This is a genomic window from uncultured Pseudoxanthomonas sp., from assembly GCF_947498795.1.
Lineage (GTDB): Bacteria > Pseudomonadota > Gammaproteobacteria > Xanthomonadales > Xanthomonadaceae > Pseudoxanthomonas_A.
Window position 1 is genome coordinate 20,722 of the sequence record NZ_CANMLQ010000010.1, and the last position, 26,149, is coordinate 46,870.

General features: G+C 68.2%; 22 protein-coding genes. 9 read left to right on the forward strand and 13 right to left on the reverse strand.

Annotated elements, in window-relative coordinates:
* Window positions 1–30: 30 nt before the first annotated feature.
* Both Q0907_RS17205 and Q0907_RS17210 read right to left on the reverse strand, forming a co-directional pair.
* On the reverse strand, window positions 31–630 hold the full coding sequence (locus Q0907_RS17205) for a nucleotidyltransferase family protein (protein WP_299347078.1): 600 nt from the start codon (window positions 628–630) through the stop codon (window positions 31–33).
* The gene (locus Q0907_RS17210; RefSeq protein WP_299347080.1) at window positions 627–1,586 is read right to left on the reverse strand and encodes an XdhC/CoxI family protein; all 960 of its coding nucleotides are present in this window, start codon (window positions 1,584–1,586) and stop codon (window positions 627–629) included. Before Q0907_RS17210 ends, Q0907_RS17205 begins: the two co-directional genes overlap by 4 nt.
* 171 nt (window positions 1,587–1,757) lie before the next feature.
* Between Q0907_RS17210 and Q0907_RS17215 the strand changes: the two genes are divergently transcribed.
* From Q0907_RS17215 to Q0907_RS17225, 3 genes are all read left to right on the forward strand, one after another.
* Entirely contained in the window at window positions 1,758–2,216 is a 459-nt protein-coding gene (locus tag Q0907_RS17215; RefSeq protein ID WP_299347082.1) for a 2Fe-2S iron-sulfur cluster-binding protein, read from the forward strand.
* 63 nt (window positions 2,217–2,279) lie between these two features.
* Window positions 2,280–4,472: a xanthine dehydrogenase family protein molybdopterin-binding subunit gene (locus Q0907_RS17220; protein WP_299347083.1), complete on the forward strand. Its 2,193-nt coding sequence runs from the start codon at window positions 2,280–2,282 to the stop codon at window positions 4,470–4,472.
* Between the two features lie 8 nt (window positions 4,473–4,480).
* Entirely contained in the window at window positions 4,481–5,068 is a 588-nt protein-coding gene (locus Q0907_RS17225) for a hypothetical protein (RefSeq protein WP_299347084.1), read from the forward strand.
* 1 nt (window position 5,069) lies between these two features.
* On the opposite strand, the gene rarD is transcribed toward Q0907_RS17225, so the two are convergent.
* The 9 genes from rarD to Q0907_RS17270 form a co-directional block, all read right to left on the reverse strand.
* Window positions 5,070–5,990, reverse strand: coding sequence for an EamA family transporter RarD (rarD, locus tag Q0907_RS17230; protein WP_299347085.1), 921 nt, complete (start codon window positions 5,988–5,990; stop codon window positions 5,070–5,072).
* Window positions 5,987–6,895, reverse strand: coding sequence for a drug/metabolite exporter YedA (gene yedA, locus Q0907_RS17235; RefSeq protein ID WP_299347087.1), 909 nt, complete (start codon window positions 6,893–6,895; stop codon window positions 5,987–5,989). Before yedA ends, rarD begins: the two co-directional genes overlap by 4 nt.
* A gap of 262 nt (window positions 6,896–7,157) precedes the next feature.
* Window positions 7,158–8,015, reverse strand: a complete 858-nt coding sequence (locus Q0907_RS17240; RefSeq protein WP_299347088.1) for a methylated-DNA--[protein]-cysteine S-methyltransferase — start codon at window positions 8,013–8,015, stop codon at window positions 7,158–7,160.
* A 137-nt stretch (window positions 8,016–8,152) separates the two neighbouring features.
* Window positions 8,153–10,333: a carboxy terminal-processing peptidase gene (locus tag Q0907_RS17245; protein WP_299347090.1), complete on the reverse strand. Its 2,181-nt coding sequence runs from the start codon at window positions 10,331–10,333 to the stop codon at window positions 8,153–8,155.
* A 205-nt stretch (window positions 10,334–10,538) separates the two neighbouring features.
* Window positions 10,539–11,555, reverse strand: a complete 1,017-nt coding sequence (lipA, locus tag Q0907_RS17250) for a lipoyl synthase (RefSeq protein WP_299347092.1) — start codon at window positions 11,553–11,555, stop codon at window positions 10,539–10,541.
* A gap of 541 nt (window positions 11,556–12,096) precedes the next feature.
* Window positions 12,097–13,623, reverse strand: a complete 1,527-nt coding sequence (locus tag Q0907_RS17255) for a carotenoid oxygenase family protein (protein ID WP_299347094.1) — start codon at window positions 13,621–13,623, stop codon at window positions 12,097–12,099.
* An 11-nt stretch (window positions 13,624–13,634) separates the two neighbouring features.
* The gene (locus tag Q0907_RS17260; protein ID WP_299347095.1) at window positions 13,635–14,063 is read right to left on the reverse strand and encodes a DUF2141 domain-containing protein; all 429 of its coding nucleotides are present in this window, start codon (window positions 14,061–14,063) and stop codon (window positions 13,635–13,637) included.
* Window positions 14,064–14,157: 94 nt separating this feature from the next.
* On the reverse strand, window positions 14,158–16,521 hold the full coding sequence (locus tag Q0907_RS17265) for an EAL domain-containing protein (protein WP_299347097.1): 2,364 nt from the start codon (window positions 16,519–16,521) through the stop codon (window positions 14,158–14,160).
* Between the two features lie 142 nt (window positions 16,522–16,663).
* Window positions 16,664–17,737: a 3-deoxy-7-phosphoheptulonate synthase gene (locus tag Q0907_RS17270; protein ID WP_299347099.1), complete on the reverse strand. Its 1,074-nt coding sequence runs from the start codon at window positions 17,735–17,737 to the stop codon at window positions 16,664–16,666.
* 353 nt (window positions 17,738–18,090) lie between these two features.
* Between Q0907_RS17270 and Q0907_RS17275 the strand changes: the two genes are divergently transcribed.
* Complete coding sequence (locus Q0907_RS17275) at window positions 18,091–19,404, forward strand: aminotransferase class V-fold PLP-dependent enzyme (protein WP_299347101.1); 1,314 nt, start codon at window positions 18,091–18,093, stop codon at window positions 19,402–19,404.
* Window positions 19,405–19,472: 68 nt separating this feature from the next.
* Here the strand turns inward: Q0907_RS17275 and groL are convergent, their stop codons facing one another.
* Window positions 19,473–21,113, reverse strand: coding sequence for a chaperonin GroEL (gene groL / locus Q0907_RS17280; RefSeq protein WP_055939743.1), 1,641 nt, complete (start codon window positions 21,111–21,113; stop codon window positions 19,473–19,475).
* Between the two features lie 131 nt (window positions 21,114–21,244).
* On the reverse strand, window positions 21,245–21,538 hold the full coding sequence (locus tag Q0907_RS17285; protein WP_093301702.1) for a co-chaperone GroES: 294 nt from the start codon (window positions 21,536–21,538) through the stop codon (window positions 21,245–21,247).
* A gap of 205 nt (window positions 21,539–21,743) precedes the next feature.
* Between Q0907_RS17285 and cutA the strand changes: the two genes are divergently transcribed.
* The 5 genes from cutA to accB all read left to right on the forward strand — a co-directional run bounded on the left by cutA (window position 21,744) and on the right by accB (window position 26,145).
* Complete coding sequence (gene cutA, locus Q0907_RS17290; RefSeq protein ID WP_299347103.1) at window positions 21,744–22,079, forward strand: divalent-cation tolerance protein CutA; 336 nt, start codon at window positions 21,744–21,746, stop codon at window positions 22,077–22,079.
* A 4-nt stretch (window positions 22,080–22,083) separates the two neighbouring features.
* Window positions 22,084–24,378, forward strand: a complete 2,295-nt coding sequence (locus Q0907_RS17295; RefSeq protein ID WP_299347104.1) for a protein-disulfide reductase DsbD — start codon at window positions 22,084–22,086, stop codon at window positions 24,376–24,378.
* A complete protein-coding gene (locus Q0907_RS17300; protein ID WP_299347106.1) occupies window positions 24,375–24,968 on the forward strand; it encodes a TlpA disulfide reductase family protein in 594 nt (197 codons plus the stop codon). Before Q0907_RS17295 ends, Q0907_RS17300 begins: the two co-directional genes overlap by 4 nt.
* 209 nt (window positions 24,969–25,177) lie before the next feature.
* Entirely contained in the window at window positions 25,178–25,618 is a 441-nt protein-coding gene (gene aroQ, locus Q0907_RS17305) for a type II 3-dehydroquinate dehydratase (RefSeq protein ID WP_299347108.1), read from the forward strand.
* A 47-nt stretch (window positions 25,619–25,665) separates the two neighbouring features.
* Window positions 25,666–26,145, forward strand: coding sequence for an acetyl-CoA carboxylase biotin carboxyl carrier protein (gene accB, locus Q0907_RS17310; protein WP_296281950.1), 480 nt, complete (start codon window positions 25,666–25,668; stop codon window positions 26,143–26,145).
* Window positions 26,146–26,149: the final 4 nt, after the last annotated feature.

Here is a 26,149-nt window from a genome sequence, read left to right on the forward strand (position 1 = left end):
GGCGCCGGCGCTGGCCGGCGCTCTCCGCCGTCAGGGATCAATCCATCCGCGCGACACGGCAGCAGCCAAGTCGGCCGGTGTATCCACATCGAGCAACAGATCCGGCGCATCGCACGCGATCACGCCCACGCCCGCCGCGTTCAGCACGTCGCGCAGTCCGCGATCGCCCTGCAGGCTCCTGGCGGCGCGCAGCATCGGGGCGGCGATGATCGCGGGGATGCCGACGCGATCGCCGAAGCGCGTCGCGGCCGATCCCGACGGCGCGCGATGCGAGGCTTCGCGCAGTGCATGGAGGTGCGCGAGTTCGAGTGCGGGCTGGTCGCATGTGAGGAACAGCGTCGCATGGGGATGCGCGGCAAGTGCATCCGCGGCCACGCGAACGCTCCTTGCCAGACCCTCGTCCCAGTGCGCATTGGCCACGCACGCCACCGGCAGGTCGCTGACGCACGCCGCGATGTCGCCGGCATGCGCACCGACGACGACCAGCACGCGCGAGGCGCCGGAGGCGAGCGCCAGTCGTGCCGCACGATGCACCAGCGTTTCACCCTCGCGCGTCAACAATTGCTTCGGCCGGCCCAGGCGCGCACTGCCTCCCGCGGCCAGCACGACCGCCGCATGCGGCGCGCTCATGCAGGCTCGCCGTGATGCCAGGCCTGCAACTGCGCAGCGATACTCAGGGCGATCGCTTCAGGCCCCTGCCCGCCCAGTTTCAATCCGATCGGCGACCGCAGGCGCGGCGCCAGCAGGGCGTGCAGATGTGCGGGAAGCACTCGCAGCAGATCCTCGCGCCGCCGGACCGGGCCCAGCAGGCCGATGAAGGGAATCCGGGTGCCGGCCAGCGCCGCCAGGGCTTCGCGGTCGTGTTCGAAATGATGGTGCATTACCAGCGCGGCATCGGGCGCGGGCTCCAGCGCGGCGAGCGCGTCGTCCGGCGACAGGATGTGCCACCTATCGGCGATCTCGTCGGCGGGAATCCAGCGCGCGCGGCGCTCCACTACGGTGACATGCCAGCCCAGCTGGCGCATCACCGTCACCAGCATGCGCGTTTCCGGGCCGGCGCCGAAGATCGCCACGCGTGGCGGGGGCGGCACGGTCACGTCGCCGGCGATGTCCGCATGCGCGGCAGGTGCCACGGGTAGCGTCCACCGCCGGTGTGTGTCGCCGGCCTGGGCCAGCACGTCGCCCTCGGCAGCAACACGCAGCGTCAGCGGGCCTGCGCCCTGCCACCACGCCTGCACCACCTGCGACCATCCCGGCAGGCGATCCAGCGGCAGCAGGGCCAGATGCAGGCGACCGCGACAGCCGACGGCCGACCCGGCGAAGAGGTCCTCGTCGTCGCGCGTGTCGATGTCCATCGCATCGAGATGGCCCTCGGCAACCGCATGGCGCGCACGACGCGCGATCTCCGGCTCCAGGCAGCCGCCGCTCAACCAGCCGGTCTGTGCATCGTCCGCAGCGAACGCGGCCATCGCACCCTGCCGCACGTAGGTCGAGCCTTCCGTGGCGATGACCACGACCAGCGCACTGCCGTCGCCGGCCTCGCTGGCGCGCGCGGATACTTCCAGAGGATGGCGATGGACCGACATGCTCACCACGATGGCGCAAGCACGGGGGCGAAGGCAACGGTCCGCGCGCCGGCAAGGGCATCGGGCAAGCATGCCGCAGGATCGTGCAAGCCGCCGCGCACGCTTTCACTGGCACGCTACGGAGGCACGGAGTATCGTCGCCGAGTCCCACGCCGCCGCCAGGGAGTGACCATGAAGTTGAACGTCAACGGGTCGGAGCGCGAAGTCGACGCCTCCGATGACATGCCGCTGCTCTGGGTCCTGCGCGACCTGATGGGCCTTACCGGCACCAAGTTCGGTTGCGGCATCGCGCAATGCGGTGCCTGTACCGTGCACGTCGATGGCTCGCCCCTGCGCGCCTGCGTGACGCCCGCGTCGGCGGTCGCCGGCAAGAAGATCACCACCATCGAAGGGCTGTCGGCCGATGGATCCCACCCCGTGCAGAAGGCGTGGGCGGAACTCGACGTGGTGCAGTGCGGCTACTGCCAGTCCGGCCAGATCATGTCGGCGGCGGCGCTGCTCGCCGTGGTTCCCACGCCGACCGACAGCGACATCGACCACGCACTGTCCGGCAACCTCTGCCGCTGCGGCACCTACCAGCGCATCCGCGCCGCCGTGCACCGCGCCGCCGAGCTGGGCAAGGAAGCGTGACCCCATCCCGCCGCGGCAGGCGATGCCGTGGTCCCGATCCGATGTTCGACGGAGGTCGTGTCCGTGAACCTTGAACTGAAATCCTCGCGCCGCGGCTTCCTGCGCTCCACCGCGCTCGTCGGCGGCGGCCTGATCGTCGCCATTGCCGTGCCCGGCGCCCGCCGCTTCGCGTGGGCACAGGAAGCGCAACCCGCCGCCGCGGCCGCCTTCGCGCCGAACGCGTTCCTGCGCATCGCCGCGGATGATTCGATCACCGTGCTGCTCGCGCATGCCGAAATGGGCCAGGGCATCTGGACCACGCTGCCGATGCTGATCGCCGAAGAACTGGATGCCGACTGGTCGAAGATCCGCGTCGAACACGGTCCCGCCGACAAGGCCTACACCAGCCCGGTGTTCGGCATGCAGGGCACCGGCGGCTCGACCACGACGTGGTCCGAATTCGACCGCTACCGCCAGGCCGGCGCCGTCGCGCGCACCCTGTTGCTGCAGGCCGCAGCGGCACGCCTCGACGTGCCGCTCACCGACCTGCGCACCGAGAATGGCGCAGTGGTCTCGGGCACGCAGCGGCTGCGCTACGGCGAACTCGCCGATGCCGCCGGCAAACTGCCACCGCCCGACCCGAAGACGCTGACGCTGCGCGACCCCAAGGACTGGAAGCTGATCGGCAAGGCGACCAAGCGCCTGGATACGCCGGAGAAGATCACCGGCAAGGCCGTGTTCGGCATGGACGTCCAGTTCGAAGGCATGCTGACGGCGGTCGTGCTGCGCTCGCCGGTGTTCGGCGGCCAGGTGAAGTCGTTCGACGCCACCGCGGCGCGTGCCGTGCCCGGCGTGCGCGACGTGGTGCAGGTGCCCAGCGGCGTGGCCGTGGTCGCCGAGCATTTCTGGGCAGCCAAGCTCGGCCGCGATGCGCTGCAGGTGGTGTGGGAGGCCGGCGAAGGCGCCAAGCTCGACAGCGCCACGCTGCGCCAGCAGTTCTCGCAACTGGCGACCGAGGACGGCCCGACCGCCGTACGCGCGGGCGATGTCGTGGCCGGCCTCGGCAAGGCCGCCAAGACCGTCGAGGCCGAATATGCCGTTCCATACCTCGCGCACGCGGCGATGGAACCGCTGAACTGCACCGTCAAGATCGGCGACGACGGGTGCGACATCTGGTGCGGCACGCAGTTCCCCACGCTGGACCAGAACAGCACCGCGAAGATCCTCGGCATGCCGCCGGAGAAGATCCGCATCCACACGCCGTTCCTCGGCGGCGGTTTCGGTCGACGCGCCACGCCGGACTCGGACGTCGTGTCGGAAGCCGTGCACGTGGCCAGGGCCGCGAAGGCGCCGGTCAAGACGGTATGGACGCGCGAGGACGATACGCGCGGCGGCTACTACCGCTCGGCGTTCGTCGAGAAGATCAAGGTCGGCCTGGGCGAAGACGGCCTGCCGACGGCGTGGCACCAGGTGATGGTGGGCCAGTCGATCATGGCCGGCACGTTCATGGAAGCCATGATGGTCAAGGACGGCATCGACGCCACCTCGACCGAAGGCGTGGCGAACTCGCCTTATGTGCTGGGCACGCCGGCGCACCGTGTCGACCTGCATTCGCCCAGGACCGGCATTCCCGTGTTGTGGTGGCGCTCGGTGGGGCACAGCGTCAACGGTTTCGTGATGGAGAGCTTCGTCGACGAACTGGCGCATGCCGCCGGCAAGGATCCCGTCGAGTACCGCCGCGCGCTGCTGAAGGACCATCCACGTCATCTTGCGGCGCTGAACCTGGCCGCCGAGAAGGCCGGCTGGTCCTCGCCCGCCGCGCAGGGACGCGGACGCGGCGTCGCCGTGCACGAGTCCTTCGGCAGCTACGTCGCGCAGGTCGCCGAAGTCTCCGTCGAGGACGGCCAGGTCCGCGTGCACCGCGTGGTCTGCGCGATCGATTGCGGCGTGGCGGTGAATCCCGGCGCCGTCGCGGCGCAGATGGAATCCGGCATCGTCTTCGGCCTGGGTGCGGCGCTGCATGGCGCGCTGACGTTGAAGGAGGGCCAGGTGCGGGAATCGAACTACCACGACTACCGGGTGTTGCGCCTGCACGAAATGCCGAAGGTCGAAGTCCACATCGTGCCGAGCACCGACAAGATGGGCGGCGTGGGCGAGCCCGGCACGCCGCCGATCGCGCCGGCCGTGGCCAACGCCGTGTTCGCGCTCACCGGTCAACGGTTGCGCGAGTTGCCGCTGCGCCTGCCGACGCCCGCCTCCTCCACGCCCACTGCCTGAGGCCTGCCATGCGCATCCTGATGATGTCGTTGACCGTCCTTTTGCTCGTCGCGTGCAAGCCGCGTGTCAGCGAGGAACAGAAGGCACAGGCGCTGACCGCCTTCGCTACCGTGGAAAAGGTGTTCCAGCACCCCCGTTGCAGCAACTGCCATATCCCGGGCGATGCGCCCCTGCAGTTCGATACGCAGACGCCGCATGCGATGAACGTCGCACGCGGACCGGAGGGCAAGGGCGCGCCCGGCCTGCCGTGCTCGACCTGCCATGCGGAACAGAACGCACCGGCGAGCTACGGCCCGCACGCACCGCCGGGGGCGCCGCACTGGCAGCTGCCGCCGCCCGACCACAAGATGGCGTGGATCGGCCTGCCGGCCGACCAGCTGTGCGCGATGATCCAGGACAAGAAGCGCAACGGTGGCCGCGACTTCGATGCGCTGGTCAAGCACGTGGCGGAAGACAAGCTGGTGTTGTGGGGCTGGAATCCCGGCGGCGAGCGCGCGCCGGTGCCGGTGCCGCACGATCAGTTCGTCGCCGCGTTCAAGACGTGGACGGCCGCAGGGGGTCCTTGCCCGGCGCCTGCGGCGAGGACGCCCGGCTGAATCAACGCCCCGGTGCGGTCGCCACGACCGCATCGCGGCGACGTGCGCGCCACAGGCCATCGGTCGCGAAGATCAACAGTCCCGTCCAGATGGCCGCGAACCCGATCGCGCGTTCGATCCCGAAGGATTCTCGGAACACCAGCACGCCCAGCAGCAGCTGGATGCTCGGCGCGATGTACTGCAGCAGCCCCACCAGCGACAGCGGAATGCGCCGCACGCCGTAGGCGAAGCCGATCAGCGGTACCGCCGAAACCACGCCGCCGAACACCAGCAACAGGTCATTCTTCCAGCCGTAGCCGCTGACGAAACCGCCACCGTGCCCGGTCTCGCTCCAGACCACGTAAGCCAGCGCGGGCAGGAACAGGTACAGGCTTTCGACCCCCAGCCCGGCGACCGGATCGACCGCGACCAGCTTGCGAACCAGGCCATAAACGCCGAACGAGAACGCCAGCCCCAGCGCGATCCAGGGCGGCGCGCCGGCCTGCAGCGTCAGCCACGCGACGCCCAGCAGCGCGAAACCCACCGCGACCCATTGCGCCGGCGAGAGGCGTTCGCGCAGCACCAGCACGCCCAGCACCACGTTGATCAGTGGGTTGATGAAGTAGCCCAGGCTGGTTTCGACCACGTGGCCGGCGTTGACCGCCCAGATGTACAGGCCCCAGTTGAATGCGATCAGCAGGCTGCTGATGCCGAGCAACGGCACGGCGCGCGGCTGCGCGCGCACCTGCTGCCACCAGCGACGTCCGTTCTTCAGCAGCAGCCAGCCGAGCACCAGCACGGCGCTCCACACGATGCGGTGCGCGATGATCTGGAACGACGGCACTGCCTTCAACAGGTGCCAGTACAGTGGCACCACGCCCCAGATCAGGAACGTGCCGGCGGTGATCGCCAGGCCCTTGCGATCGATCGGCGCGGCGCTCATTTCGCCTGCCGCGCGCGCGCCAGCGTGATGACCACCACGCCGGCCAGGATCACCGCCATCGCGCCCAAGTCGTGCGCCGTGAACGTCTCGCCGGCGATGAACGCACCCAAGGCGACCGCGATCACCGGATTGACGTAGGCGTAGCTGCCCACCAGTACCGGGCGCGCATGGTGCAGCAGCCAGACGTACGCGGTGAACGCGACGATCGAACCGAACACCGCCAGATACGCGACCGCCAGGCCACCGCCGAGCGTCCAGTCCCCGGTATCGAAGCGCTCGCCGTGCAGCAGGCCTGCGGCCACCAGCATCACGCCTGCGGCGAGCATCTGCGCTGCGGCCGTCATGAACGGCGACGGCAGGTCGCGGCCGCGCGACCAGATGGAGCCGTAGGCCCAGGCGATCGGCGCGACCAGCAACAGCACCAGCCCCACCGGCGAACCGGTCAGCGAGCTGCCGGCGTTGAGCCACACGACGCCGGCGAATCCCACGACGATGCCCAGCCACTCGCCCTTCGTCGGATGCTGGCCGCGCATCGCGCCGAACAGGCCCATCCACAACGGCATCGACGCCACCGCCACGGCCGCCAGGCCGGACGACACGGTCTGCTCGGCCAGCACCACCATGCCGTTGCCCATCAACAGCAGCAGCGCACCCATCACCAGCAGGTTCTTCCATTGCGCGCGCGTCGGCGGCGCGACACCACGCCAGCGCAGGAACAGGAACATCACCATCCCGGCCGCGACGAAACGGCTGCCCGACACCATCAGCAGCGGCGGAAAGCCACCTTCCAGCGCGAAGCGGATGCCGAGGTAGGTCGAACCCCACACCACATAGACGATGGCCAGGGCGATAGCGACAGCAAGACCGCCACGCGCGGGCGCGGCGGCGGGAACGGACGAAGTCATGGGGGAACCATGGGAAATGCGGCGTGGTGCAATTCTAGGCCAGTCGCTGTCACGCAACAGGCCGAAAGCGCCCTCGGGTCGTTGAAACCTTTCCGGACTGCCTTGAATTCCGTTCAAGTCTCGACCCGGAAACCTGTAGAGCGCCCCATGGGCGCGATGCTCTTGTTTCGCCAATCATCAACAGCAAAGCATCGCGCCCAGGGGGCGCTCCTGCAGGACTTCCTTTCTTGCGGGCATCTCGCTGTGCGAGAAAATCGGTGGATCAGCCGCGCTCTCTCGCCAGCAACTCCTGCTTGCGTGGCAATCCCCAGCGATAGCCTCCCGGCGAACCGTCGCCGCGGATCACGCGATGGCACGGGACGACCACGGCGATGCGGTTGTGCGCGCAGGCGCTGGCTACCGCGCGTGCAGCACGCGGCGCGCCGAGCGATTGCGCCAGGCCGGCGTAGCTGACAGTGTCACCGGCCGGGATCTTCATCAGCGCCTCCCAGACGCGCTGCTGGAAGCCGGTACCGAGCAGATCCACCGGCACGTCCGCGTCGCCACCCGCCAACCGCTCCGCCACCGCGCGCAGGCGGGGCGCAAGAAAGTCGTCGCGGCCTGCTTCGACACGTTCGAGTTGCGCCAGCGCAAATTCTTCGCGCAGCCGCCGCTCCAGCGTCGCATCGTCGTCACCCAGTTCCACCGCGCAGATGCCACGCTCGGTGGCAGCCACCAGTGTGCGGCCAAGCACGGTATCGACCACGGTCCAGCGGATCGCCACGCCACGGCCTCCCGCACGGTATGTCGCGGGTGTCATGCCCAGTTTCGTCGCGCCCTGCTCGTACAGCCGCGAAGGCGAGCCATAACCGGCGTCGTACAGCGCAGAGGTTACGTCGCTGCCCATGCGCAACGCGTTCTTAAGCGTGCCGAGCTTCTTGCGCGCGAGGTACTCGGCGGGGCTCAGCCCGAAGCGCGCGCGAAAACGTCGCTGCAGATGGGACGCGCTGACGCCCGTGCGTGCCGCCAGTTCGGACAACGAGGGGTCGCCTTCGTCGAGCAGGCGGCGTGCCGCTTCGACAGGATCGGCGGCGGAGGCGGAGGAATCGGAGGAAAGCGGTCGGCGCGGCATCGTGTCCATGCGCCCAGACTAGGGCGCACGCGGCGGTCGGGCTATCCGGATCTTGCGCTGCGCGCGCCGTGCAGCCGGAGGAGCGGGAAGTGGCCAAATGCCTGACCGACCGGCATTCGACCTCACGTCCCCGCCTCGCTCCTGCCCTATTGCGCCCAGCGACCCGGACCCGGCGAATCGGGCAGCACCTGCGCCGACAGTTTGCGGTCCTGGCCCAGGACGCTGATCGCGTCCGAGAGGATGGCGGCGGATTCGCGCAGCAACGGATCCGGACGCTTGTCGGCCAGCTTCTCGCGCTGCGCGTCCTTCACGATGTCGCGCTCGGACGCACCGAGACCGTCGTCGGCCAGGTCCTCGGCCAGCGGGTCCAGCGCCAGGCCCAATGCCTTGCGTTCGGCCTGCCGCTGCTTGCGCTGCACGTCCTGGCGCTCGCGCTCGGCGCGGCGCTCGGCTTCATTGAGCGAGACGTACTTCTTGGCGGCCTCGGCACGGTACTGGGCCACGTCCTCGGACCACCACTGGAACTCCTTGTCCTTCGCCGAACGCGCAGCGTGCAAGGCCTCGAGACGCGGCAGCAGCGGCGCGAAGTTGCCGTACTGCGTGTGCGGGACGGCAGCGATGCGCGTCCACGGCAGCGCGTTGTCGTACGTGCTTTCGCCGTACTCGCTGGCGTCCACGCTCACGGGGAACGCGATGTCCGGGACGACGCCCTTGTGCTGCGTGCTGCCGCCGGCCACGCGGAAGAACTGCGCGATGGTCAGCTTCACCGAGCCGAAGCGCGGCGCTTCATTGGCGGGCCAGCGGTCCAGGTCGACCATGTTCTGCACGGTGCCCTTGCCGAAGCTGGTCTCGCCGATCACGAGGCCGCGCCCGTAGTCCTGGATGGCACCGGCGAAGATTTCCGATGCGGACGCGGAATAGCGATTGATCAGCACGGCCAGCGGACCGTCCCACGCGACACCGGTCTTGCGGTCGCTGTTGACGGTGACGCGGCCGCCGGACTCGCGCACCTGCACGACCGGGCCCTTGTCGATGAACAGGCCAGTGAGTTCCACCGCCTCGTCGAGCGAACCGCCGCCGTTGTTGCGCAGGTCCATCACCACGCCGTCCACGCCCTGCGTCTTGAACTGCGCGAGCAGCTTCGAGATATCGCGGGTCGCGGAGTTGAAATCGTTCGGGTTGCGCCGACGGCCTTCGAAATCCTGGTAGAACGCCGGCAGCTTGATCACGCCGATGCGGCGCGCGGGCTCGGTACCGTTGGCCGGCAGTACGATGGTCTCGGCCTTGGCTGCCTGCTCTTCCAGCTTGACCTTCTGCCGGGTGATGGTGACCTGCGCATGCTTGCCGTCAATGCCCGCTTCGGCTGGGATGTACTCGATGCGTACCTGCGTATCCTTCTTGCCGCGGATCTGAGCCACCACGTCGTCGATGCGCCAGCCGATCACGTCGGTCAACGGCCCCGACTTGCCCTGCCCGACCGCCACGATGCGGTCGCCGATCTTCAACTTGCCGCTCAGGTCGGCCGGGCCACCCGGCACGATCTCGCGGATCGCCACCAGGTCGTCCTGGCGCTGCAGCACCGCGCCGATGCCTTCCAGCGACAGCGACATGGACTGGTTGAAATTCTCGGCGGTGCGCGGCGTGAAGTAATCCGTATGCGGATCGATCGCGCTGGTGTACGCGTTGAGGAACGTCTGGAAGACATCCTCGGTCTTGAGTTCGTTGATGCTGCGCTGGAGGTTGGCGTAGCGCTTGTCCAGCGTCTTGCGGATGTCGTCGGGCTTCTTGCCGGCCAGCTTCAGCCGCAGCCAGTCGTTCATCACCGATTTCTTCCAGATCCCGTCCAGGGCCTTGCCATCGGCGGCCCACGGTGCGTCTTCGCGGTCGTATTCCCAGCGCTCGCTGCCGGTGAAGTCGAAGTCCTGCTTCAACAGGGCGCGGGCGAAGGCGACGCGCTGGCCCACGCGCTGCTTGTAGACGGTGAAGATCTCGTAGGCCGGCTCGAGGTCGCCGCTGCGGATGGCATCGTCCATCTTCGTCTTGTAGGGCGCGAAGCGTGCGATGTCGTCCGCCGTGAAGAACTGCTTGCCGCCATCGAGGGCTTCGAAATAGCGCTTGAACACTTCCTGCGACAGCGCATCGTCGAGCGGGCGCGGACGATAGGCGTAACGGCTGTCGGACAGCAGGCCGTACACCAGCTTCGACGTGCTGGCCTGGTCGGCGGTCGGCGCCACCGCGATCGCCCCCCCATCGCCGCGCGCGAGCAGCGCCAACGGGGTCGACAGAGCCAGGGCCAGCAGCAGGAGGGGGACTTTCTTCAGTGTCATTGCGTACTCATGGCCCCGGGGGCCCGTCAGGCGGAACGTAGGTCGGTTTCGACACGAAGACAGTGCACAAAGTTGCGCGCCTTGTCATCTGCCTTTCGGCAGCCTAAAGGCGGTGGCGTAGGAAAAGGTGAACCGCGCCCGTGCTCCGGTCGCCCACGATGCGGACAGGCTTCTCTGCGACGCGACGGCGACCGCGCCGGCGCGTTCAGCCCGCGTGCTGTGCGGTGAAGGCGGCCTGCGCCGCCTGCTGGTCGGCGTGATACGAGGAACGCACCAGCGGTCCTGACGCGACGTGGCTGAAGCCCAGCGCCTTGCCGTAGTCCTCGAGGGCCTTGAACTCCTCGGGCGTCCAGTAACGCAGCACCGGATGGTGGTGCGGCGTCGGCTGCAGGTACTGGCCGATCGTGACCATGTCGACGTCGTGCGCGCGCAGGTCGCGCAGCGTGCCCTGGACCTGCTCCATGGTCTCGCCCAGCCCCAGCATGATGCCGCTCTTGGTCGGCAGGTGCGGGTGCTGCTGCTTGAAGCGCTGCAGCAGGGTCAGCGACCACTGGTAGTCGGCGCCGGGGCGGACGTTCGGATACAGGTCCGGCACGGTTTCGATGTTGTGGTTGAACACGTCAGGCGGATTGACCGCCAGGATCTCCAGCGCGCGGTCCATGCGGCCCTTGCCGCGGAAGTCGGGGGTGAGGATCTCGATGCGCGTGGCGGGCGAATGCGCGCGGATGGCGGCAATGCAGTCGACGAAGTGCTGGGCACCGCCGTCGCGCAGGTCATCGCGGTCAACGCTGGTCACCACGACGTACTTCAGGCCCATGTCGGCGACCGTGTTGGCCAGGCTCAGCGGCTCGGACGCATCCGGCGGCTTGGGCCGGCCATGGGCGACATCGCAGAACGAGCAGCGCCGCGTGCATACCTCGCCTAGGATCATGAAGGTGGCGGTGCCGTGGCCGAAGCACTCGTGGATGTTCGGGCAGCTGGCCTCCTCGCACACCGTGACGAGGCGGTTTTCGCGCAGCTTGGCCTTGAGCTTGGCCACCGAACCATCGGACGGGATGCGCACGCGGATCCACGACGGCTTGCGCAACACGGGCGCATCGGCGAACTGCACCGGCGAACGCCCGATCTTGTCGTTGCCGAGTTGCTTGGCGCCCGTTTCCAGCGGTGCGGGAACGGAACTGACGACCTGGAGGGGAATCACGCGAGCGGGGGTATCGGCCATGAGGTCATTCTAGCCGCTTTCACCGGCCGGCCCCGGCCCGGCGCGAGCCTCTCGGCTACGGGAAAGGCGCTGGGCGACGCTGCCGGGTCAAGGAGCGCCGGGGGCTACGGCCGCGCAGCTCGGGACTCTCCTGGCCCTGGGTCCTGATGCCTGCGGCGCGGGAATAAAAAAGCCCGCAACGGCTAGGCCATTGCGGGCTTGCTCCCTCCCCCACGTCGGGATGCGGGGCCATCGTGAAGGGCGTGTTACGGGTGTTGCACGCTGCACTGCAAAACAGAACCCGCGGGTTCACCCTTTTGTGACGTGATGTCACATATATGAATGCGAGCAAAACCCTCGCTGTTGCGGCGTGTTACCGATATCAGACCAATTCTCAGGTGGGCAAAGAGAATTTCGGTTACGTTCTTCACTCCATTTACCTGAACAGGGCGCGCGGGTCGGGCGCGCGCGAATGCTGAGCGTGCGAGCCAGCGCCAGCCTGTGGTGCGTCGGGGTGCCCTTCCATCCGCACGCGACGCCGCCTCCGCGCCCGGCCCAAGGATCAAAGCGCTGCGGCGAAATGACCGTGGAAGCCGAGCGGCACCGTGTACGGCAGCCACGCCTGCGCCAGCGGACCGTCGTCGACCCGCCGCGCATTGAGTACAGCGATGCCGCTGCAGCCTTTCGCCGCGTCGAGCAGGGTGCCGACCAGCCAGCCGTCGTCGGGACGCGTGCTGCCGGGGCGCGGGACGAACAGGTGTTCTTCGACCAGCACGTCGCGACCGTAGTCGTGCATCTGGCGCCGGTCGCGCGCGAGATCGAACGCACCGATGCGGCTGAAGTACGGCGCGGTGGATCCGTCGGCATGGATCGGGGCATACAGACGCGCGGCGTCCCGCGAGGGTGTCCGCGGATCGAACACGGGGAACTCGATGCCCACGATGCCGGTGTCCTGCCAGTGCGCCTTGCCGGTGCGCAGGTCCAGCACCAGCTCGCGAAGCGGACCCTTGCCGCCGTGCGCATCGCCCCGTGCATTCCCGTTCATGGCGGCCTTCATGGGCGAGCGCGCTTCTTCCAGGTCGAGGTGCTGCACTGCGCGGACCGTGATGCGGCCCTTGTGTTCGCGCGCGTCGCCGAAATGGTAGATGGCGGCGAAGTCGGCCTCGAACCAGCGCGCCTGCGACGGCGTGGCCTTGTCGACGACGGCGATGCGCAGCGGCTGGTCGGGCCGGAAGCGCAGGCGCTCGAAGAACGCACCCTTGCCTTCGAGATACCGGAACGGGATGAGCGCGAACACTAGATGCTGATCGGTCATCGCGAAGCTGTGCAGGTAACCCGGCACCGGCGTCTCCAGCACATCGGCCGACGCCAGCGTCCCGTCGCGGCCGATGTGCCAGACCACCAGGCCGTTGCCGCCCATCATCGCGATGGAACCGAAGTTCCACGACGAGCCGTCGCGATCCTTCAGCGGATGGGCCGAGAACGGTATCGCCGCCAGGTCCGGGCGCCAGGTCACGGGGCCCAGCGTCGCCAGATCGTCCGGATCCAGTTCGAACGCCGATCCCGCTTCGGACAGCGCGAACAGGCGCCCATCGATCATCGTCACGGAGGTGTTGGCGGTGTTCGCATCGTCGTTGTTTCGGATCGGCTGCATGTCCGGGATGGACGTGCCCGCGACGGGATAGAGGAAGCGGCCTGCCTTCTGCTCGCGGGTGAACTTGGGCGTGGCGACCATGCGCGCATGGTGGCGCAACGTGCCGTCGCCGTCGAATCGCCAGCCGTGCACCATGCCGTCGCCATCGAACCAGTGTTCGTAGCGGAAGCCCGCGCGCTCGGTCCAGGCGGGTCCGTTGCGATACAGCGTGCCGGCGAAGCCCGCAGGCAGACGCCCCTCGATCTGCACGGTGGCAGGCCCGAGCGTTTCGGACTGCACGGAGGTCCACCCGGCCAGCCACGGCTGCTCGCGCAGGGCGGCGGCGAAGCGGGCAGGGTCGCCGGCGAAGGCTTCTTCGCCACGCAGGAACGCGGGCGCGATGGCCAGCGCTGTCGCGCCGGAAAGGAGGTTGCGCAGGAAACGGCGGCGATCCATGGCCTGGGTCCTCAGCGCAGCGCGATGTCGATGGCGGCGTCCTGCGCGCCGATGGCGATGCGCGCTTCGTCCCAGGTCGGCTTGCGCATCACGCGCGGGTTGTTGCTGAAGCCGTACGCTTCGACCGGCATGCCGATCATGTTGCTGTCGAGCTTGCCGTTGCCGTTTTCGTCGTGGGTCACCAGCACGGCGTAGGCGCCCGGCGCCAGGCCCTTGAACACGAACGTGGCGGTGTCGCCGCGCGGTGGCGCGCCGTCGGCCTGTACCGGCTTGGCCTGGCCATCCCAGCCGGCCTGGGAATCGACGACCGCCACCTTGATCACGCCCGTCTGCGCGCGCACGTCGCGCAGCACGACGGTCAGGTCGGCCGCATGCGCGGGCAGGACGGCGGCGACCAGCAGGGTTGACAGGCACAGCGTGCGACGGGCGATGCAGTTCATGGTGGGCTCCGGTAGCGAGGGGACGTGCGGCCAGTGTCGTCGTCGCCTAGCATGGAATCAGTTGCCAGCCGTCACCACCTGCACCTGCCGGAAGTCACTCCGCGGCAGCCTGCGGTACGGGCGGCCCTGCGACGATCGGACCAGGCGGTCCGAACAGGTATCCCTGGACCTGGGTGCATCCCAGCGCGCGCAGCAGCTCGAACTGCCGCAGTGTTTCCACGCCTTCCGCCGTCACGGTGAGCCGCATGGCGCCGGCCAGCTGGATCACCGACGCGATGATCGACGTGTTCATGTGGCGTGCGCCGTCCTTCAGCAGGGCGGCGGCGAACGATTTGTCCAGCTTGATGCTGTCGAACGGCAGCTCGCGCAGCTGCGCCATCGACGAGTAACCGACGCCGAAATCGTCGATGGCGATGCGGATGCCCGCTGCACGCAGCCGCTCGAGCACATGGCGTGCCGCGGCGGGGTCGCGCGCCAGCACCGATTCGGTGATCTCCAGCTCAAGCCGGCCAGGCGGCATGCCGACCCGGTGCAGGATGTCCAGCACCGACTCCACCAGCGTCGGAGACGCCAGCTGGACCGGGGAAACGTTGACCGCCAGCGTGGTGTCCGCGCTCCAGCACATCGCGTCGCGGCAGGCACGCTCGAGGACCCATAGACCGATCGGGAGGATCAGGCCGGATTCCTCCGCCGCCGGGATGAAGTCCATCGGGGCGATGCGCCCATGCAATGGGTGCCGCCAGCGCAACAGGGCCTCGTAGCCGCGGATGCGCTGGTCGTCGGCCGCCAGCACCGGCATGTAGTCCAGTTCGAGCTGGCCAGCATGTGCGGCCATCGCCAGGTCGCTGACCATGGCCAGCCGCTCCTGCAGCCGCTCGCTCATCCGCGGCGAATAGTGCCGCAGCATGTCGCGCCCCTCGCGCTTGGCCGCATACAGGGCGTTGTCCGCCTGGCGCAGCAGCTCCCCGCTGTCGGCCGCATCGGTCGGCTGCGAGGCGCCGATGCTGGCGCGCACGTCGACCCGGTAATCCGCGATCTGTTCCGGGATCCTGAGCATCTCGAGCACCGGCGACAGGCGCGCATGCACTTCGTCTTCCGCGCCCTGCACGGGCAGGCCGCGCAGGAGCATGGCGAACTCGTCCCCGCCCAGCCGCGCCAGCAGGTCGCCCTGACGGCACACCTGCCGCAGGCGCCCTGCCACGATGCACAGCACCTGGTCGCCCGTGGTGTGCCCGAGGCTGTCGTTGATCGTCTTGAAGTTGTCCAGGTCGATCATCGCGACGGCATGCGGTCCGCTGCGCTCCTTCTTCAGCGCCGCCAGGAACGCACGCCGGTTGGGCAGTCCTGTCAGCGGATCGTGGTGGGCGAGATGATGCAGGTGCCGTTCCCGCGCGAGCGACTCGGCTTCCCGCAGGCGGGCATCGGAAACGTCGCAGCCGACGCCGCGCCATCCCACCCACTCGCCATCGGGTGCGCACAAGGGTTTCGCGCTGAGCATCCAGCTGCGCGGCCGGCCCTCGATCTTGGCTTCCATCACTACCCCGGTGAACGCCGCCCCCGTTCGCAGGCGCGACCGCAGTGCGTCGGGACCGATGCTGTTTCCATCGCCCTGCACCGCCACCAGTCGCTGCTGCGCGAACAGGCCGTCGAGCCGCTGACCGACCAGCTCGGCCTGGCCCCGCCCCAGCAGGTGCACCAGGCGATGGCCCGCGCGGGTCAGGACACCGTCGCGGTCGCTTTCCCACAGCCAGTCGTTTGCCTTGCTTTCGAAGTCGCGCAGCAACAGGCCCACGATCTGCCCCTGCCGGTCCGCGGCCAGCTCGGCTTCCACGCGGCGCACGAACAGGTGCGAGGCGAACAGCAATGCGATCGACAGCATCACGGCGTAACAGCACAGCAGCGTGACCGTCGTGCCCTGCGCGAGGAAATCGAGCCGCACCACCATCAGGCAGGCCGACACGGTCAGGATCGACATCCAGGTGAAGGACACGATGGGCATGGTGATGCCCGCCAGCACGCCCGTCGCGATCAGCCCCGGCGTGTAGGCACTGAGCAGCAGGCGACTGCCGTCGCTGCCGGCGAGCGGCGCCCCCAGATAGATGCCCGACCCGCACGCCAGCGCACACAGCGCGCACCAGAGCACGCCCACGTGCAGGTCACGGTGTCGCAGTGATGCTTCGCCGGCACGCTGCGCACGTCGCGCGCAAACGACGGCATGCCAGCCCCACCCGAGATGGGTAGCGGTGAAGCATGCGAACCAGGGCCACGCGCCACGCGCATCGATGAAAGGCCACATGACCCACAGCACACCGCCTGCCGTGTAGAAGTTCGACGCCACGTACCAGGGCACGACGCGGAACAGCGCGCGCAGCCGCCGTCCCAGCAACACCCGGTTCGCTTCCTCGTCCGCACGGGGCAACGCCCAGCACAGCCGCAGCCTTTCCCATATGCCCCGCATGGCCTGTCTCCCTCAGGCGCTGCGTCCACAAACGTGAGAAAGTCACATTAATCAATGGCTTGCAGCGGGGATATTAGCGGCCCGCGTCAGGATCCGTGCAACCCGTCCACCCTGGCGCCGATCCTTGGCGCGCCGGGGCCTGTCATGCAGCGCGCGAGACGGCGTGCTCGCGGCGGAAGCGGACTGCGGCCGCCAGCCGCTCCAGGACGGCGACCGAGTCGTCCCATCCGAGGCAACCATCGGTGATGCTCTGTCCGTAACGCAGGGGTTGCTGTTCGACGAGCTCCTGGCGGCCACCGATCAGGTGGCTTTCCACCATCACGCCGACGATGCGCGCCTCGCCCTGCGCCATCTGGCGGGCAATGTCGTCGATCACCGCGGGCTGGTTGTCGGGATTCTTGCCGCTGTTCGCGTGGCTGGCATCGACCATCAGGCGTGTCGGCAGGCCAGCTTTCGCCAACACCTGGCTGGCCGCTTCGATGCTGGCCGCATCGTAGTTGGGCGTCTTGCCGCCGCGCAGGATCACGTGGCAATCCGGATTGCCCGCCGTCGCGGCGATGGCGGAACGTCCTTCTTTCGTCACCGCCAGGAAATGATGCGGATGCGACGCCGCCCCCACGGCATCCACGGCGATCTTCACGTTGCCGTCGGTGCCGTTCTTGAAACCGACCGGACACGACAGGCCGCTGGCCATCTCCCGGTGCACCTGGCTCTCGGTGGTACGCGCGCCGATCGCGCCCCACGCCACTAGGTCGCTGACGTATTGCGGCGAAATGGTGTCGAGATACTCGCAGCCCGCCGGCAGGCCAAGCGCATTGATGTCGCGCAGCAGGCGGCGCGCCAGGCGCAGGCCGCGGTTGATGTCGAAGCTGCCGTCCAGTGCAGGGTCGTTGATCAACCCCTTCCAGCCGACCGTGGTGCGCGGCTTTTCGAAGTACACGCGCATGACGATTTCCAAGTCGTCCGCCAGCGCATCGCGCAGGGGTTTCAACCGTTGCGCGTAGTCCATCGCGGAAGCGGGATCGTGGATGGAGCACGGACCGATCACGACGATCAGGCGGTCGTCGCGGCCATGCAGGATGTCGTGCAGCGCACTGCGCGCATCCGAGACGGTCTGCGAGACGGCATCGTCGCAGGGCAACTCGCCGATCACGGCGGCGGGTGTCACCAGCTCATCGAGTTTGCGGATGCGCAGGTCGTCGGTGTGGGGGGCCATGGGGGTTCTCCGGGTCAACAAAAAAGCCGCCAGGTTCGCTGGCGGCTTCAAGGGGATTCTTCTGGTGTCTACCTAGAATGAACGCAGCCCCGTCTCCGCCGTAGGTTCGCGGTAATACCAAAACCAGAAGCGGGCGCGGGTCGGGTTCATCGGAGAGTAGAGATATCACGCCTTTCGCGGACTGGCGAATGTTTCATCTGCAACCTGGAATGGCACGTCCATCGTCCCCCGCATGCGCAGAGGGAACATCGTGAAACGCTTGTCACGCGCGCCGCCCAGCGGTGGCCGAGTGCGGCACACGATCGCGTTGGCCCGGTTGTCGCATCCCGCGACGCCACCGGTCCCGGTGCACCATGGCCCTGTCCCGCCGACACCTGCTCGCGGCGCCCGCCGCGTTCGCCGCCACCACGCTGCTGCCCGGTCCTGCGCTGGCCGCGCTGGCCGCGCAGACGCCCGCCCTGCCCGACCTGTCCGACTGGGAGGCCGTGCGCGCGCAGTTCGCGCTGGATCCGGCCTACCTGCATTTCGCGTCGTTCTTCATCGCCAGCCATCCCACGCCGGTGCGCGACGCGCTGGAGGGCTACCGGCGCGCCATCGACGCCAACCCGTTCCTGTTCGTGGAGCGCGCGATGTTCGAAGACGATGCCCACAACCTGCCGCTGCAGGTCTGTACGGAAGTGGCGGAGTACCTGGGCGGGCGCGGCGACGAGGTATGCCTGGCGCGCAGTACGACCGAAGGACTGGCGCTGGTCTATCACGGGCTGCCGCTTCAACCCGGCGACGAGGTCTTGACCACGGTGCACGACCACTATTCGCACCACGAGTCGATCCGGCTGGCGACGACGCGCGCGAATGCGACGATGCGGAAGGCCACGCTCTTCAAGCAGGCACGCGATGCCAGCGTCGACGAAATCGTCGGCAACCTGAAGGCCGCCATGCGCCCGCAGACGAAGGTGGTGGGCGTGACGTGGGTGCACTCCAGCACCGGCATCCGCCTGCCGATCCGCGATATCGCCACGATGCTGCGCAGCCTACCCGACCCGCCCCTGCTGGTCGTCGATGGCGTGCACGGGCTCGGCGCAGTCGACGATACCGTCGCCACGATGGGAGCGGACTATTTCTGCGCCGGCACGCACAAGTGGATGTTCGCGCCGCGCGGCACCGCGCTGGTGTGGGCGAATGCGGCGAACTGGGGCCGCCTGCGGCCCCTGGTGCCCAATTTCACCGAGATCGAAAGCTACAACGCGTGGACCGAAGATCGCCCGCCGGCTGGACCCGCGAATGCCGCACGGATGACGCCCGGCGGTTTCCACGCCTTCGAGCACCAATGGGCAATGGCAGCCGCCTTCCGCATGCACCGGCAGATGCAGCGACCGCGCGTCGCCGCCCGCATCGCCGCGATGAACGACCAGCTCAAGCAGGGATTGGCTGGCCTGCCGAAGGTGAAGATGCACACCCCGCGCGCTGCGGCGCTGTCGGCAGGCCTGGTCGCCTTCGAGATCGACGGCATGGCGCCGACCGAGGCGGTGAAGCAGTTGCTCGCGCGCCGCATCATCGCCAGCACCAGTCCCTATGCCGTCACCTACGCACGCCTTGCACCCAGTCTGGTCAACACGCCGGACGAAGTGGATGCAGCCTTGCGTGCGGTGCGCGCCCTCGCGGCCTGACCGGCAAACAAAAAAACCCCGCCTCGCGGCGGGGTTTTCGTGGAACGGTTACGCGGGAAGCGGACTTCTTAGAAGTCCATGCCGCCCATGCCGCCCATGCCACCACCGGCCGGCATCGCCGGCTCGTCCTTCTTCGGAGCCTCGGCCACCATCGCTTCGGTGGTGATCATCAGGCCCGCGATCGAAGCGGCGTTCTGCAGCGCGGAGCGCGTGACCTTGGTCGGGTCCAGGATGCCGAACTCGATCATGTCGCCGAACTCGCCGTTGGCGGCGTTGTAGCCGAAGTTGCCCGAACCGTCCTTCACGCGGTTCACGATCACCGACGGCTCTTCACCGGCGTTGGTCACGATTTCGCGCAGCGGGGCTTCCATGGCGCGCAGGGCGATCTGGATGCCGTGGTTCTGGTCTTCGTTGGCGCCCTTCAAGGTGCCGATGGTCTGCAGCGCGCGGATCAGCGCCACGCCACCGCCGGGGACCACGCCTTCTTCCACCGCCGCACGCGTGGCGTGCAGGGCGTCTTCGACGCGGGCCTTCTTTTCCTTCATCTCGATCTCGGTCGAAGCGCCGACCTTGATCACGGCCACGCCGCCGGCCAGCTTGGCCACGCGTTCCTGCAGCTTCTCGCGGTCGTAGTCCGAAGAGGTCTCTTCGATCTGCGCCTTGATCTGCTTGATGCGCGACTGGATGCGCTCGGCATCGCCGGCGCCGTCGATGATGGTGGTGTTCTCCTTGGAGATCACGACCTTCTTCGCACGACCCAGGTCGTTGATGGTGGCCTTCTCGAGCTGCAGGCCGACTTCCTCGGAGATCACCGTGCCGTTGGTCAGCGTGGCGATGTCTTCCAGGATGGCCTTGCGGCGGTCACCGAAGCCCGGCGCCTTGACGGCGGCGACCTTGACGATGCCGCGGATGGTGTTGACCACCAGCGTGGCGAGGGCTTCGCCTTCCACTTCCTCGGCCACGATTAGCAGCGGCTTGCCGGCCTTGGCGACGCCTTCGAGCACCGGCAGCAGTTCGCGGACGTTGGAGACCTTCTTGTCGTGGATCAGGATGAAGGGGTCGTCGAATTCGACCTGCTGCGACTGCTGGTTGTTGATGAAGTACGGCGACAGGTAGCCGCGGTCGAACTGCATGCCCTCGACGACGTCGAGTTCGTTCTCCAGGCCCGAGCCTTCTTCAACGGTGATCACGCCTTCCTTGCCGACCTTCTTCATGGCCTCGGCGATGATGTCGCCGATGTTGCTGTCGGAGTTGGCCGAGATGGTGCCGACCTGGGCGATCGCCTTGTCGTCGGCGGTCGGCTTGGAAAGCTTCTTCAGCTCTTCGACGGCGGCCTTCACGGCCTGGTCGATGCCGCGCTTCAGGTCCATCGGGTTCATGCCGGCAGCGACGGCCTTCGAGCCTTCGCGGATGAACGCCTGCGCCAGCACGGTGGCGGTGGTGGTGCCGTCACCGGCGTTGTCGGAGGTCTTGGAAGCGACTTCCTTGACCATCTGCGCGCCCATGTTCTCGAACTTGTCGGCCAGTTCGATTTCCTTGGCGACGGAAACGCCGTCCTTGGTGATGGTCGGGGCGCCGAAGCTCTTCTCGAGCACGACGTTGCGGCCCTTCGGGCCGAGGGTGGCCTTGACGGCATTGGCGAGGATGTTCACGCCGCGCACCATGCGCGTACGGGCGTCTTCACCGAAACGGATATCTTTGGCTGCCATTGGAAAAACTCCGTGATTCGTAATTCGTGATGAGTGATTCGGGAAACGTCGGGCAGCGGGAAATCGGATGGAGTGGGATCGTCAACGCGGTTGCGCTACTGCGAACCCCCAATCCCCAATCCCGCCTCGGCTCAGCCGAGGATTGCGAGAACGTCGTCTTCCTTGATGATCTTGTACTCGATGCCATCCTGCTTGTAGGCGGAACCGGAGTACTGGCCGTAGATCACCTTGTCGCCGACCTTGACCTTCGGGGCGCGCACGCCACCGGTGGCTTCGACGAACTTGCCTTCGCCGACGGCGATGACTTCACCCTTGGTGGGCTTCTCCTTCGCGGCGTCGGGAATGATGATGCCGCCGAGGGAGGTTTCTTCGGCTTCGATCGGCTTGACCACCAGGCGGTCGTACAGCGGCTTGATGTTGCTCATGTCAATCCTCTTAAGTGATTGATTGGACTAGGAAAGGGGCGGCGATGTTAGCAGTCCCAGGGAGAGACTGCCAACGACGCGGACACAAAAACCCGGCAGCGCCGGATGCCGTCCTATGTTGGGTGGGGGCCATGCGCTTTCAAGGGCCGGTCGAAAAATTTTTTCGCCAGGGCCGTCTGGGCCGGTCTGCGATAATCGCCGGCCCATGCCCGTCTTCCTTATCCTCTCCACCTGCCCGGATGCCGACACCGCCCAGCGGCTGGCGCGGACGCTGGTGGAAGAGCGGTTGGCCGCCTGCGTCAGCCTGTTGCCCGGTGTGGTCTCGACCTACCGCTGGCAGGGCGACGTGGAACAGGCGACCGAGGTCCAGCTGCTGGCCAAGACCTCCGGCGACCGCCGCGAGGACCTGATGGCGCGCCTGGCCGAACTCCACCCGTATGAACTGCCGGAGATCCTGGCGGTCGAAACCGCCGCCGGCCTGCCCGCCTACCTGGACTGGGTCGCCGCCGAAACCCGGGCCCACGCCCGTGCCTCCGAGTGATCCGATGACGCCGATCCGCGCCCTGCTCTCCCTCCTGCTGCTGTCCCTGACCTCGCTGCTGGCGCCGGCCGCCTCCGCCGCGATCACCCAGGACGACCTGCTGCCGGTGGACGAAGCGTTCGTGCTGACAGCTACCGCGCCGACGCGCGACAGGATCGAGATCCGCTGGAAGATCACCGAGGGCTACTACCTCTACCGGCATCGCACCAGCGTGGGCGCCGATCCCGGCTTCGCCGCGCGGCCCCTGCAGTTGCCGAAGGGCAAGGCCTACCGCGACGAGTTCTTCGGCGACGTCGAAACCTACCGCGGCGAGCTGCTCGCCACCCTGCCCGGCCAGCCGACGGCGTCGACCGACCGCGTCACGCTGAAGATCAAGTACCAGGGCTGTGCCGACGCCGGCATCTGCTACCCGCCGCAGACGCGCACGCTGACGGTGGCGTTGCCGCCCGCCGCCGGCGAGGCCTTCGTGCCGCTGGGTTCCGGTGCGCTCACCGGCGGCCTGCTTGGCCAGCAGCCGCAGGCCGGCATGGACGCACTGCCGCTGCCGGAGGAACAGGCGTTCGCGTTCGAGGCGATTGCCTTCAACGGCAACGAGCTGCTGCTGCGCTTCACCCCCGCGCGCGGTTATTACGTCTACCGCGACCGCACGTCGATGGCGCTGGGAGGCGCGCCGGGCATCGCCCTGCAGGCGCCACGCTGGCCGACGGGCAAGGCGCACCGCGACGCGCATTTCGGCGAGGTCACGGTCTACTTCGACCAGGCCGAAGTGCCGGTGCCGTTGAGGCGGGAGAACGCAAAGGCCGCACAGGCGACTCTGCGCGTCACGTTCCAGGGCTGCCAGACCAACGGCATCTGCTATCCGCCGATGACGCGACGGGTGAAGCTGTCGATCCCCGCCGGTACGGTGACGCCGGCCACCATGCCGGACGTGCCGGCGCCCGCCGCCGTCGCAGCGCTGCCGACGAGCGAGACGCCCCCCGCGAGCACGCAGGTCGCGGTTCCCGTCGCGGGCGCGACGACCTCACCCGTTGCGGCCGACGTCGAACGGACACTTCCTCCGGCAGACGTGCTGGCACGCAACCAGGGCGGCGCCATGTCACTGCTCGTCGCACTCGCGCTGGCACTGGCGGGCGGCCTGATCCTCAACCTGATGCCGTGTGTGCTGCCGATCCTGTCGTTGAAGGCGCTGTCGCTGGCCGAGAGCGGGCGCGATGGTGGTGACGCGCGACAGCGCGCGCTCTGGTACACGGTGGGCGTGCTGGTCAGCTTCGTCGCCGTCGGTGCGCTGGCCCTCGCGCTGCGGGCCGCCGGCCTCGCGCTCGGGTGGGGCTTCCAGTTGCAGCAGCCATGGGTCGTCGGGCTGTTGGCCTATGTGATGTTCGCGGTGGGTCTGAGCCTGTCGGGCGTGTTCGCGATCGGCCACCGGCTGGCGGGTACCGGCCATGGGCTGGCGTCGCGTCGCGGCCCGGTCGGCGATTTCTTCACCGGCGTACTGGCGGTGGTCGTGGCCAGCCCCTGCACGGCCCCTTTCATGGGCATCGCACTCGCGTACGCCTTCACGGCGCCCACGCCGTTGGCACTGCTGGTCTTCGCGGTACTCGGCCTGGGATTGGCGTTGCCGTTCCTGCTGATCGGCTTCGTGCCGGCGCTGGCACATCGCCTGCCGCGCCCCGGCGCCTGGATGGAGACGCTGAAGCAGGCACTCGCCTTCCCGATGTACCTCACCGCGGCATGGCTGCTGTGGGTGCTGGGCAAGCAGCGCGGCGTCGATGCGCTGGGGCTGGCGCTGGTCGGACTAGTGTTGCTGGCGCTCGGGCTGTGGTGGTTCCAGCGCGCGCGCTTCGCGGCACCGCTTCAGCGCATGCTGGCACTCGCGCTGGCGACCTCCGCGCTGGTACCTCTGGTGATGGTGCACCGGTTGCCTACGAGCACGGCAGCAGCACCGATGGCGGACGGCCACGTGCCTTACTCGGCGGAACGCCTGGCCGCCCTGCGCGCGGAGGGCCGCATCGTCTTCGTCGACATGACCGCCGACTGGTGCGTGACCTGCAAGGCCAACGAAAAGGCCGTGCTGAACACCGACGCGTTCCGTGAGCTGCTGTCAGAACACGATGCCGTGATGATGACGGGCGACTGGACGAACGTGGACCCTGCCATCACCGCCTTCCTCGAACAGCACAAGGCCGTCGGCGTGCCGCTGTACGTGATGTACCCGCGCAACGGCGGCGAAGGCGAGGTCCTGCCGACCGTGCTGACCCACGACACGGTGCGCCAGGCCTTCGAACGGGCGGCGCGATGAAGGCCACCACGCCGCGCATCCTGGCGGTCGCCGCACTGGCGGCCGGACTGGGCTTGCTCGCCAGCCTCTGGCTAGACGTCAACCCCCTGTGGCGGACCGGCCCGGGCGAGCGCGCCCTGCATGCCGCCATCAACGCCACGGCACCGACGCCGCCGCCAGGCGTCACGCCGGCGGCCATCGGCGATCCGATGCCCGCCATCGCGTTGCCGGGACTGGATGGCAAGATCGTCGATCTCGCCGCCCACTACCGCGGCAAGCGGCTGCTGATCAATGTCTGGGCCAGCTGGTGCGGCCCCTGCATCGAGGAGATGCCCGAGCTGCAACGCTTCGCGATGGCGCAGGGGGCAGAGGGCGTGCAGGTGATTGGCCTGGCGCTGGACTCGCCGGAAGCGGTGCGGGATTTCCTGTCCCGCGTGCCGGTCGGCTATCCCATCGTGCTGGACACACCCGGCCCGGCCGACGCCAGCGTCTGGCTGGGCAACGCCAAGGGCGTGCTGCCGTATACCGTACTGATCGGCACCGATGGCCGGGTCGAGCGACAGAAGATCGGCCCGTTCCAGCACGGCGAGCTCAGCGACTGGGCGCAGTAGCAACGCCGCGTTACGTCGTCGAAACGGCGGTCATCGTGCGCCATCAATTGAAAAACCCGCCTTGCCGGCGCGCCTTGTCGCCCCGCCTCGACCTGATCGGCACGAATGGCGCCAGGAATCAAACAAGCGCTTAAAACGAGGCAAACTTCGGCGAACTGGACAGCATTGCCGTGTTCGCGCAGACTGCCGGCCTTCCGCTGGAGAGCCGAATGGCGAAGCTGCTGGTCCTGCATGGCCCCAACCTCACTCTGCTCGGGACGCGCGAGCCGGAGGTCTATGGCCACACGACGCTGGCGGACATCGACCTGGCGCTCGCGGCGCAGGCGCAGGCCGCCGGCCACGCGCTGGAGGGGTTCCAGTCCAATGCCGAGCACGCTCTGGTCGACCGCATCCAGACCGCCCGCACCGACGGCACCGCCTTCATCCTGATCAACCCGGCTGCGTTCACCCACACCTCCGTCGCGATCCGCGACGCGCTGGCGGCGGTAGCGCTGCCCTTCATCGAAATCCACCTGTCCAACCCGCACAGCCGCGAACCCTTCCGCCACACCAGCTACTTCAGCGACAAGGCGGTCGGCGTGGTCTGCGGGTTCGGTGCGGACAGTTACCGCTACGCGCTGGACGCCGCCCTGCAGCGGCTGCCCGCCTGACTTTCCTCTGTTCCCCGCGGGGAACGATGTTCAACCACGAGGCTCCCATGGATCTCCGCAAAATCAAGAAACTCATCGACCTGCTGGAAGAGTCGAACCTGGCCGAAATCGAGATCAAGGAAGGCGAAGAATCCGTGCGCCTGGCGCGGACGCCCAAGGGCGGCTATGCCGCACCCGCCGCACCGGCGCCCGTGGCCTACGCCGAACCGCGCCCCGCGGCACCGATGCCGATGAGCTCGCCGACCGAAGCCTCCACCGGCGGCACCGCCAAGCCCGGCAACGCCCTGCCCGACGGCCACGTGGTGCGCGCGCCCATGGTCGGCACCTTCTATGCCTCCCCGTCGCCGGACAAGCCTGCCTTCGTCAGCGTCGGCCAGTCGGTGAAGGCCGGCGAGACGCTGGCGATCATCGAGGCGATGAAGATGTTCAACCCCATCGAAGCCGACGTGTCCGGCACCGTGCTGTCGATCCTGGCCGACAGCGGCCAGCCGATCGAATTCGACCAGCCGCTGTTCGTGATCGGCTGAGGTC